Source organism: Corynebacterium sp. HMSC074C04, from assembly GCF_001838295.1.
Taxonomy (GTDB): Bacteria; Actinomycetota; Actinomycetes; order Mycobacteriales; family Mycobacteriaceae; genus Corynebacterium; species Corynebacterium amycolatum.
This window is the reverse complement of the sequence record NZ_KV836271.1, coordinates 22,736-33,268: the sequence shown is the minus strand read 5'-3', so window position 1 is coordinate 33,268 and position 10,533 is coordinate 22,736. Positions and strand designations below refer to the sequence as shown.

Genomic DNA, 10,533 nt, shown 5'->3' with positions numbered 1-10,533 from the left:
AAGTGGGTTACCGAAAGCGAGCTCGCACCGGAGGACTAACTAGTCAGGCTTAGTCAGCCACTTCTAGGTTGGTTGCTTCGGGCCGGTTGCTTCGGCCTAACTCAATCCATTAAAACCGGGTATCACGCAGGAAGTGTGGTGCCCGGTTTTTTTTATGCTTCGCGCCTATGCTCCGTGTCCAAAAACCTTCGGGTAGCGCGTGGTCCGGCTGGGGCGGAGACGGCGGGGACGGGGCCGGCGAGGGCAGGGGCGGCGAGGGGCAGGGGCGGTCGGCCACTTGTCGATGAGCTATTCACCTGTCGATGCGCTATAGCGTGGCCATCAGTGAATAACGCATCGACAAGTGCTCAGGTAGACCCCACAACGTGCGCATAAGTGGCGGAAAACCATCGATAAGACAAGGGAAGTCATCGACAGGTCACGGAAAACCATCGATAAGTCGGCAACACCAGTGCGCCTGCTCAGCCCACTCAGCCCCGAAGCTGGTATTAATTCGCCGCGTACCTGCATTGGCACTTTCTTAATCAGAAGTGCATTCGCGCATCTCTAAGCGCATAACCCCAGTTCAGTCGGGTGTTAAAAAAGCGTTAATAGGTGCCCGCCGCAGTAGGTATGGGTGTTTTATAACTGTCATGTTCGTAGACATTTTGCTTCTTCTACTCACCATTGCGGCCTTCCTGCTACTGCAGGGCTGCGCAAAGGCGGTGAAGAAACTATGACGTGGGAATTGATCGTCGGCGCCATTTTAGGTTTGGCGGCATTGGGCTATGTTCTGGTCGCCCTGATTGATCCGGAGCGATTCTCGTGAGCAACGTCATTATGGGATTTGTCCCGGTAATCATCGTGATGGCCGCACTGGCCATCCTTTACATCCCGCTCGGCAATTACATGGGGCGGGTATTCACCACTGATAAACACTTGGGTGTTGAGCGCGGTTTCTACCGCGCCATCGGTGTGCGCCCAGAGGCCAACCAGCACTGGACAAAGTACACCGCCAGTGTGTTGAGCTTCTCCGCTGTCAGCGTCATCTTCGTCTACCTGCTGCAGCGAGTGCAGCAGTGGCTACCGCTCAACCACGGCAAGGGCCCAGTTTCTCCGGACCAGGCGTGGAACACCGCGGTGTCGTTTACCACCAACACCAACTGGCAGTCCTACTCCGGTGAAGAAGCCATGACAGTGCTAACCCAGATGGCTGGCCTGGCAGTTCAGAACTTCGTCTCCGCCGCAGTCGGTATTGCAGTGGCGGTGGCGCTGGTCCGAGGCCTGGCCAACCGTCACGGTGACGGCAACATCGGCAACTTCTGGGTAGATCTGACTCGTACCGTCCTGCGAGTGCTGCTGCCCATCGCCGCTATTGGTGCAATTCTGCTGATTTCGCAGGGTGCCATCCAGAATTTCTCGGCCCCACAGACTATCCAGACTGTCACCGGCGGCAGCCAGACTATCCCGAGCGGTGCCGTGGCATCGCAGGAGGTCATCAAGGAATTGGGCACCAACGGCGGTGGCTACTTCAACGCCAACTCCGCGCATCCATTTGAAAACCCGAATGCGTGGACCAACATGCTGGAAATCTTCCTTATCCTGTTGATTCCGGTCTCGTTGACCAGGGCATTCGGTGTCATCATCGGTGACAAGCGTCAGGGCTGGGCAATTCTGTCCACCATGGCGGTGCTCTACTTCATCTCTCTGGCTGTCGTTATGTCCAGCGAGACTGCGCTGCAGACCTTCCAAGGTGGCGGCATGGAGGGCAAGGAAATGCGCTTTGGCGTGCTGCCGAGTTCCTTCTTTGCGGTGACCACCACCATGACGTCGACAGGCGCGGTGGACAGCTTCCACTCCAGCTACTCACCACTGGCAGGCGGCATGCTCATGCTGAACATGCTGCTGGGCGAGATCAGCCCTGGTGGTGTGGGCTCCGGTCTCTACGGCATGCTCATCATCGCCATCCTGACCGTATTCATCGCCGGCCTGATGGTCGGCCGTACCCCGGAATACCTGGGCAAGCGCATTGGTGTTTCGGAAATCACCAAGGTTTGCCTCTACATCCTGGTCATGCCAGTGCTGGTGCTGGCAGGTGTCGGTATCTCCACCATGCTGCCGTCGACGCTGGACTCCGTGTCCGCTGACGGACCGCACGGTTTCTCCGACCTGATTTACGCCTTCACCAGTGCGTCCAACAACAATGGTTCGGCATTCGCGGGCTTCGGTGCCGATACCCCGTGGTTCAACATGAGCCTCGGTTTCGCCATGCTGTTTGGTCGCTTTCTTCCAATTGTCATGGTGCTGGGTCTGGCTGGTGACTTCGCCAAGCAGCGACCAGCCGCCGAGACCGCTGGCACCCTGCCAACTCACCGACCGCAGTTTGTCGGCCTGACCGTTGCCATCGCAATCATCGTCAGCGCCCTGACCTTCCTACCAACCCTCGTCCTAGGTCCGCTGACGGAGGCCCTGTCATGAGCAAGAATTCCAACGCATCTTCCGCATTTTCTCCCAGCGCACTGAAAGCGGCTCTGCCGCTGGCGCTGAGCAAGATGAACCCGCGCCAGCTCATCGCCACCCCGGTGATGTTCCTGGTCGAAGTCGGTGCCGCATTTACGCTGGTCCTGGCCATTGCGCACCCGTCGCTGTTCAGTATTTCCATCACGGTGTGGCTGTGGTTGACGGTACTTTTTGCAACGCTGGCGGAAGCCGTCGCTGAGGGCCGCGGCAAGGCACAGGCGGAATCGCTGCGCGCTTCGCGCACCACCTCTGATGCCTTCAAGCTCAACAACGGCGCCAACGCCGCTGCAGCACTGGAGAACCCAGCCGCGCAGACCACCAAGGTCGCGGCCACGGACCTGGTTCCGGGTGACATCGTCATCGTCTCCGCCGGCGAGCCGATTCCCGCCGATGGCGACGTGATCGTCGGCGCTGCCAGTGTCGATGAGTCCGCCATTACCGGTGAGTCCGCGCCGGTCATCCGCGAGGCCGGCGGTGATCGGTGCGCGGTCACCGGTGGTACACGCGTGCTTTCCGACGCCATCGCCATCGAGGTCACCACCATGCCCGGTGAGAGCTTCATGGATCGCATGATTGGTCTGGTCGAAGGCGCACAGCGCAAGAAGACTCCGAACGAGCTGGCACTTGGTTCCCTGCTGCACGTGTTGACCCTGATCTTCCTCATGGTCGTCATCGCCTTGGCACCAATGGCTGTCTTCAACGGCGCTGAGCAGGACCCATTGGTACTGGTCGCACTGCTGATCTGCCTGATCCCGACCACTATCGGCGCGCTGCTGTCCGCTATTGGTATCGCCGGTATGGACCGCCTGGTTCAGCACAACGTGTTGGCCATGTCGGGCCGTGCGGTTGAGGCCGCTGGTGACGTCGCCACGCTGCTGCTAGACAAGACCGGCACCATCACCTTCGGTAACCGTCAGGCTGCGGAGTTCTCCGAGGTCGGCGACACCACGCACGCTGAATTGGTACACGCCTGCCAGCTTTCTTCGCTTGCCGACGAAACCCCCGAGGGCCGCTCCATTGTCGAGCTCGCGGAAACCGAATCGAATGAACGCATCGACGAATCCGTCTATGCCAATGCGACCTTCATTCCCTTTACCGCTCAGACTCGTATGAGTGGTATCGAGTTCCCCGCTACCGGCGGCGAGAAGAAACGCAAGGTAGTCAAGGGTGCCGCAATGGAGATTGTGAAGCTGATGAAGTGCATCGGTGCCACCGTGCCGCCCGAGGTCGATGGCATTGTCCAGCGCATTTCGGAAGCGGGCGGTACCGCGCTGGTGGTCGCCGAGGTATTTGGCGGCGACGAAGTAACCAGCGGTGAGTCCGGACGAGTGCTGGGTGTTATTTATCTCAAGGACGTCGTTAAGCCTGGCATGCGTGAGCGTTTCGATCAGCTGCGTGAAATGGGCATTCGTACCGTCATGATCACGGGCGACAATGCGGTGACGGCGCATGCGATTGCGAAGGAGGCCGGCGTCGACGATGTGCTCGCTGAGGCCACCCCGGAGCAGAAGCTAGAGTTGATCCGCAAGGAGCAGTCGAAGGGACGCCTGGTCGCCATGACCGGTGACGGCACCAACGATGCACCGGCATTGGCGCAGGCAGATGTGGGCGTGGCAATGAACACTGGTACGTCGGCGGCGAAGGAAGCGGCCAACATGGTGGACCTGGATTCGGATCCGACCAAGCTCATTGACGTGGTGGGAATCGGCAAGCAGTTGCTGATTACCCGCGGTGCGCTGACCACCTTCTCCATTGCCAATGACGTGGCGAAGTACTTCGCCATCATTCCAGCCATGTTCGTCACGGCGCTGCCTGGCCTGGACAAGCTCAACATCATGAACCTGCATTCGCCGGAAAGCGCCATCCTGTCTGCAGTGATCTTCAACGCGCTGGTGATTGTCGCCTTGATTCCGCTGGCTCTCAAGGGCGTGAAGTACCGCGCCGGGTCGGCTGCCTCACTGCTGAGCCGCAACCTGCTCATCTTCGGTGTCGGTGGCATCATCGCACCGTTTGTCGGCATCAAAATTATTGACCTCCTGCTCTCCGGAGTGTTCGGGATGTAAGTGCCTTGGCCTCGCGCCAAACGGCGCAGCCAGCGCACAGCACTTGGCATCTCGCAACATGTGAAAAGAATCGAGAAGGACATGAACAAGAACTTTCGGTTGGTATCCACCACAATCAAGGCATATTTGCTGCTCACCGTGGTTATCGGCCTGCTGTACCCAGCCGCAATCTGGGTAGTGGGGCGAATCTGGTCCGATAACGCTGATGGCTCGATGATGTATGACTCCGCAGGCAAGGCCCAGGGCTCGGAGCTCATTGCCCAAGAAGTGACAAAGCCGGGATTTTTCTACCCGCGCCCGTCTGCTGCGGGGGATAATGGCTACGACGCGATGTCGTCTTCGGCATCGAACGTGTCGCCGTATAGCAAGGAGTTCCAGGCTGAAATCGAACAGCGCCGCACCGATGTCGCTGCCCGCGAGGGCATCGACCCGGCCCAGGTACCGGTGGAGGCAGTCACCGCCTCCGGTTCCGGTCTGGATCCGCATATCTCCGAGAAGTACGCACAGCTGCAAGCACCGCGCGTGGCCAAGGAGCGCAACCTGCCACAGGCAGAGGTTGAGCGGTTGATCTCGGAAAATAGTGAAAACGCAATTACGGAACAGGGCTCGCAGGATGGTGGGCGACTGGTCAACGTCGTAAAGCTGAACGCCGCTCTGACAGACGGACAGTAAGCATCCTGCGATTGGGCAAGGTATGGCAAGTAAAGGTCTGTAAGAAATGGCCAAGCGAGGAAAACTGAAGGTCTACCTGGGGTTCGCCCCGGGCGTGGGTAAGACGTGCGCCATGTTGAGCGAGGGGCACGATCTGTACTCCCGTGGGCACGAGGTAGTCATTGGTCTGGTGGAACACCACGGTCGCGAGCGGACGAAGAAGCTCATCGAAGGCCTGCCAGTGTTGGATTGTCGAAAGGTGTCCTACCGCGGCAACACCTATCGTGAGCTGGATGTTGATGCGATTATCGAGATACGTCCCGAGGTCGCCCTCGTCGATGAGCTCGCGCACACCGTCGTTACCGATGAGCCGGACAACGAGTTCGTTCAGCAACGCAAGCGCTGGCACGATGTCTACCAGCTTCTCGACGCAGGCATCGACGTCATCTCGACGATGAACATCCAGCACTTGGAATCGCTTAACGACGTCGTTGCGGCCGTCACCGGCGTGCGCCAGATGGAGACGGTACCCGACCGTGTCCTCCGCGATGCGGACGAGATTGAGCTCATCGACTTGAGCCCGGACGCCCTGCGCATCCGCCTGTCTCGCGGCGAAATCTACCGCAAGGAGCAAGCGGAACTAGCGCTGCGCAAGTACTTCCGCCCGGGCAACCTCAGCGCCCTGCGTGAGCTGGCACTTTTGTGGCTGGCTGACAAGGTCGAGGAGGTGCTCGATGCCTACCGCGAAGACGAGGAGATCGACGACCACTGGACCACGCGTGAGCGCGTCGTGGTGGCCGTGCGCGATGATGAGAACGCGGAGTCCATGATTCGTCGCGGTGCTCGTATGACCGGTCGCGTGGCCGGCCGCGAGATGATTGTCGTGCACATCACCGGCGAGGACGACGGCCTTGACCGCGGGTATCTGCGTCGGCTGCGCAAGCTGCAGGATCTCACCGAGTCGCTGGGTGGGCAGTGGCGCACCATCGTGGGCGATGATGTGCCGGGAATTCTGCTGGAGTTCTCCCGCACGGTCAATGCATCGCAGCTGGTCATTGGCTCGGAGCGAGGACTGCGGCGCTACGTGGGCTTAAGTACCTCGCAGCGCATCATCGACCAGGCTGGGCCCATCGATGTGCACATCATCTCCTCAAGCTCAGAGAAGAAAGCCAAGCGGCGCAAGAAACTGCGCTCTCGCTTTTCCAAGGAGCGACGTATCACCGGTTGGCTGCTGGCACTGGTGGGGCCAGTGCTACTGACGTTGCTGCTCTACCAGCTGGACACCGGCCCGGAGTTCCTGGGCGTACTGCTGCTGACCTATCTGATGCCGATAGTCTTCGCCGCTATGGCGGCAGGGTTGGTGCCAGCGCTGGCGGCAGTGGTGGTCTCCTCAATTCTGGCAAACTGGTACTTCACCGCCCCGGTGAGAACACTGACCATCACCGAGCCGGCCAGCTTGGCTCAAATCCTGCTCTTCGGTGTGATTGCGGCAGCTGTGGCGACGGTGGTGGAGCGTTCCGAGCGCCGCCGCGAGATGGCGGACAGGAGTTTGCATCAGGCAGTCGTAATGTCCGAGTTGGCACACGGTGTCGTCCACGATGGCGACAACATGTCCAACCTGGTCCACAGCTTGGCGGATACGTTCTCGATGGAGCGCGTGGACGTGCAGCGTTACTCCTCAGAGCGCAAGAAGTGGTTGACCATTGTCACCACCGCCGAACACGGCTTGTCCGAACCGTGGCCGACAGAGTTGCCGATGACTAAGGTCAGCTCCGGCGATGACCTGCGCTTTGTGCTCAGTGGCCGTGAACTCACCGCCGCTGAGACTGCCATGATTGCGGCTCACGGTTCCCGCATCCGGGCGCTCATGGACATGGAGGAAATCGCCGCGATGCGCCGCGCCACCGCTGCCCTCGAGGCGGGCAACCGCGTGGGCAGCGCGGTGCTGACCGCCGTTTCACATGACCTGCGCACACCGCTGGCCAGCATCAAGGCTGCGATCTCCAGCATGAACATGGAGGACGTTGAGCTTGACGACGAAACGCGTCTCATCCTCATGGAGACAATCGAGAGTTCCGCTGACCGCCTAGAGGTGGTCATTGGCAACCTACTCGATGCCAGCCGCATCGACTCCAGCACCAAGCGGGTGGAAAGTGTGCCGGTTAGCGTCTCCGATGTTGTGGACGCGGTATGTGCGGAGCTGCCGGAAGCCGCAGGTCACATTGACCGCGATATTGACCATGACGCCTGCATGGTGGAAGGCGATCCTGGGCTGATCCAGCGCATTGTTTCCAACATTGTCATCAACGGCCGTCAGTACGCACCGGAGTCGAGCCTGATCATTCGTACGCGGCCCAGCGAGCGCGGTGTGCGCGGTCCCGCCGACATGCCGGTTATGGGCTCGCTGGGTGCTATCGCTGCGAGCGCATGCATAGACATTTTGATCATTGACCACGGTAAGGGCATCCCGGAGGATAAGTTGGAGGAGATTTTTCAACCGTTCCAACGCCTTGGCGACTACTCGGCACAATCTCAGGGCCTTGGTCTGGGACTTGCCGCCGCCTCGCGTTTTGCCGACGCCATGGGAGGCGCCATCCGCGCCGAACAGACACCCGGCGGCGGTGCTACCTTCGTGCTGACGTTGCCGCGTGCAATGGGCGAGAGAAAGTAGGATTCCATGAATCTCAGTTCAGGACAACCCGCTGGTCAGGCTGGCAACAAACCCGGGCGAAAGATACTCATCGTCGAGGATGATGTCGCCATGGCCCGCACTGTGCTTGTCAGTTTAAAAGCCCGCGGTTACGAGCCACGTGTCGCGCAAACGGCCACGCGGGCGTTAGCCGCGGTCAGCGAGTGGAAGCCCGACGCCGTTCTCCTGGATCTGGGCTTGCCCGATGTCAGTGGCCTGGAAGTTCTGCGTTCTTTGCGCAGGTGGAGCGATATTCCAGTGCTGATTGTCTCCGCACGTCACGACGAGGCGGGGAAAATCAACGCCCTCAATGAAGGGGCCGATGACTACGTCACCAAGCCTTTCTCGATGGGGGAGTTGTTGGCTCGGCTGCGTTCAACCATGCGGCGTGCTAGCAAAGTAGTGGTCGAAGAGGTGCCGAAGGTGACCTCCGCAGATGGTCATCTAATGGTTGACCTGGCCAAACGGCAAGTTCTCGTGGCGGACGAGCTCGTGCATCTGACCCCGCGCGAGTGGGACATCCTGGTCTACCTGGTGCAGCATCGTGGCGAACTGGTGACCAAACTGGAGCTTCTCAAGGCCGTCTGGGGTGACCAGTACGAAAAAGAGACCAACTACCTGCGCGTTTACATCTCCCAGCTGCGCCACAAGATTGAGCCTCAGCAGGCTCACAACAAGTACTTGCGCACTGAGGTGGGGGTCGGTTATCGCATGGTGCTGGACGAGGAGTAGCAGCCGGCTGCTTGCCCGTTCTTGCTTGCCCGCCTGCACGTTCCCGCCTTCCCGCTCGCCTGCCTGCCTCTCCTCGCGACTTCACGACACAGGTGTCACCTCATGCCACCTCCACAGCTGGCACGAGGTGGCACCCGTGTCGTGAAGTGCGATCTGCCCCAGCCCAGAGGGTGGAGTGAAGTGCTGTGTGGGGGGGGGCGGCACCGCCCAGCTACAGATCCAAATCCAGCGAAGCGCCCGGAATAGCGTCCAGCAGCCGCTGGGTGTATTCCTTCTCCGGGTGGTCGAAGAGATCGTCGGTAGGACGGTGTTCAACCATCTTGCCGTGCTCCATCACGATGACCTCATCAGCCACCTGCCGCACCACAGCGAGGTCATGCGTAATAAAGAGGTAGGCCAAATCCATCTCTTCCTGCAGCTCAGCAAGCAGTTCGAGCACCTGAGCCTGAACCACCACGTCGAGGGCTGACACCGCCTCGTCACAGACCACAACCTCAGGGTTCAGGGCCAGTGCACGCGCAATCGCAACACGTTGACGCTGGCCACCCGACAGCTCACCGGGGAAGCGGCGACCCATCTCCGCGGGCAGCGCGACGCGGTCGAGAAGCTCGAATACGCGCTGCTCACGCTCCTGCTTGGTGCCAATCTTGTGAATCCGCAGCGGCTCCTCGATGGAGGAATGCACCGTGCGCATCGGGTCCAGCGTCGCATACGGGTTCTGGAAAATCGGCTGAATGCGACGCCGCAGCTCGAGCTCCTCTTTACGATTCCGGCCCTGGACGCGGTTACCGTCGAAAAGCACTTCGCCCTCTGTCGGATCGAGCAGCCCCAGCGCCATATTTGCGACAGTGGACTTACCCGAACCGGACTCGCCCACGATTCCGATGGTGCGACCGCGGCGCAGCGTAAAGCTGATGTCATCGACGGCGCGAAAGGAATCCTTGCGCCACGGACGGTCGCCGGGGATGGCAAAGTCGCGCACCAAGTTCTTCGCGACCAGAATCTCCTTCTGATCCGCATCCGATGTCGTCGGCGCCGCCACCACGCGATCACCGCGGCGGGCAGCCAGCGACGGAGCCGCCGCGATCAGCTGCTTGGTGTATGGATGCTGCGGGCGAGTGAGGACTTCCAGGGCAGGGCCGGTCTCCACGACACGTCCTGCTTGCATAACGACGAGTCGGTCAGCGCGCTCGGCAGCCAAACCGAGGTCATGAGTAATAAGCACCACGGACGTGCCGAGTTCGCTAGTGAGCTTGTCGAGGTGGTCAAGGATCTTCTTCGCCACGGTCACGTCGAGCGCGGAAGTGGGCTCATCGGCAATCAGTAGCTTTGGGTGCGCGGCCAAGCCCATCGCGATAAGTGCGCGCTGGCGCATACCACCGGAGAACTCGTGCGGGTATTGGTCGATGCGCTTTTTAGCATTCGGCAGGCCGGCCTGTTCCAGCAGCTCAATCGCCTTTTTGTGGGCTTCAGAGCCAGTGGCGATGTTATTGGCGCGCAGCGCCTCCTTAATCTGGGAACCGATAGTCCACACCGGATTGAGGTTGGTCATCGGATCCTGGGGGACCAGGCCAATACCGTTGCCGCGGATGCTAACAAACTCGCGGTCCGTCAAGTGTGTGATGTCACGGCCATCGAAGGTGATGGTGCCACCGGTGACTTCACCATCACCGGGCAACAGCCCCAGTGCGGCGTGGACAGTGGTGGACTTACCCGAGCCGGACTCGCCGACAATGGCGACTGTCTCACCGGGGAAAACCTCCAGGTCGACGTTGTGCACCACATCGGTCAACGATTTACTGCGGCGGCCGGACGCTGTGGTCGTCGGAAAGCCGATGCAGACGTCCTTCAGGGTGAGAATTGGTGCCGCGGTCTTGTTAGTGTCAGTGCTCATCGACG

The 10,533-nt window shown here is 60.2% G+C and carries 7 protein-coding genes; 6 read left to right on the top strand and 1 reads right to left on the bottom strand.

Annotation, left to right across the window (positions count from 1 at the left end):
• The first annotated feature begins 715 nt into the window (after window positions 1-715).
• The 6 genes from HMPREF3011_RS03985 to HMPREF3011_RS03960 all read left to right on the top strand — a co-directional run bounded on the left by HMPREF3011_RS03985 (window position 716) and on the right by HMPREF3011_RS03960 (window position 8,634).
• On the top strand, window positions 716-808 hold the full coding sequence (locus HMPREF3011_RS03985; protein ID WP_016421618.1) for a potassium-transporting ATPase subunit F: 93 nt from the start codon (window positions 716-718) through the stop codon (window positions 806-808).
• Window positions 805-2,457: a potassium-transporting ATPase subunit KdpA gene (gene kdpA / locus HMPREF3011_RS03980; RefSeq protein ID WP_049181802.1), complete on the top strand. Its 1,653-nt coding sequence runs from the start codon at window positions 805-807 to the stop codon at window positions 2,455-2,457. Before HMPREF3011_RS03985 ends, kdpA begins: the two co-directional genes overlap by 4 nt.
• The gene (gene kdpB, locus HMPREF3011_RS03975; RefSeq protein ID WP_049181801.1) at window positions 2,454-4,562 is read left to right on the top strand and encodes a potassium-transporting ATPase subunit KdpB; all 2,109 of its coding nucleotides are present in this window, start codon (window positions 2,454-2,456) and stop codon (window positions 4,560-4,562) included. The genes kdpA and kdpB overlap by 4 nt, the downstream gene beginning before the upstream one ends.
• Window positions 4,563-4,643: 81 nt before the next feature.
• Window positions 4,644-5,234: a K(+)-transporting ATPase subunit C gene (gene kdpC, locus HMPREF3011_RS03970; RefSeq protein ID WP_048734312.1), complete on the top strand. Its 591-nt coding sequence runs from the start codon at window positions 4,644-4,646 to the stop codon at window positions 5,232-5,234.
• A 46-nt stretch (window positions 5,235-5,280) separates the two neighbouring features.
• Window positions 5,281-7,884 carry a sensor histidine kinase gene (locus HMPREF3011_RS03965; protein ID WP_070841191.1) on the top strand — a complete coding sequence of 868 codons (2,604 nt, stop codon included), beginning with the start codon at window positions 5,281-5,283 and terminating at the stop codon, window positions 7,882-7,884.
• A 6-nt stretch (window positions 7,885-7,890) separates the two neighbouring features.
• The gene (locus HMPREF3011_RS03960) at window positions 7,891-8,634 is read left to right on the top strand and encodes a response regulator transcription factor (RefSeq protein WP_049181799.1); all 744 of its coding nucleotides are present in this window, start codon (window positions 7,891-7,893) and stop codon (window positions 8,632-8,634) included.
• A 211-nt stretch (window positions 8,635-8,845) separates the two neighbouring features.
• Here HMPREF3011_RS03960 and HMPREF3011_RS03955 read toward each other — a convergent pair whose 3' ends face one another.
• Window positions 8,846-10,528 (bottom strand): dipeptide ABC transporter ATP-binding protein, encoded by a 1,683-nt coding sequence (locus tag HMPREF3011_RS03955; protein ID WP_070841203.1) that lies wholly within the window; start codon window positions 10,526-10,528, stop codon window positions 8,846-8,848.
• Window positions 10,529-10,533: the final 5 nt, after the last annotated feature.

Excerpts from the sequence above, each read along its gene's own strand:
- HMPREF3011_RS03955 (WP_070841203.1), bottom strand. The coding sequence starts at position 10,528 with ATGAGCACTGACACTAACAAGACCGCGGCACCAATTCTCACCCTGAAG.
- kdpC (WP_048734312.1), top strand. The coding sequence starts at position 4,644 with ATGAACAAGAACTTTCGGTTGGTATCCACCACAATCAAGGCATATTTG.
- HMPREF3011_RS03965 (WP_070841191.1), top strand. The coding sequence starts at position 5,281 with ATGGCCAAGCGAGGAAAACTGAAGGTCTACCTGGGGTTCGCCCCGGGC.
- HMPREF3011_RS03960 (WP_049181799.1), top strand. The coding sequence starts at position 7,891 with ATGAATCTCAGTTCAGGACAACCCGCTGGTCAGGCTGGCAACAAACCC.
- kdpB (WP_049181801.1), top strand. The coding sequence starts at position 2,454 with ATGAGCAAGAATTCCAACGCATCTTCCGCATTTTCTCCCAGCGCACTG.
- HMPREF3011_RS03985 (WP_016421618.1), top strand. The coding sequence starts at position 716 with ATGACGTGGGAATTGATCGTCGGCGCCATTTTAGGTTTGGCGGCATTG.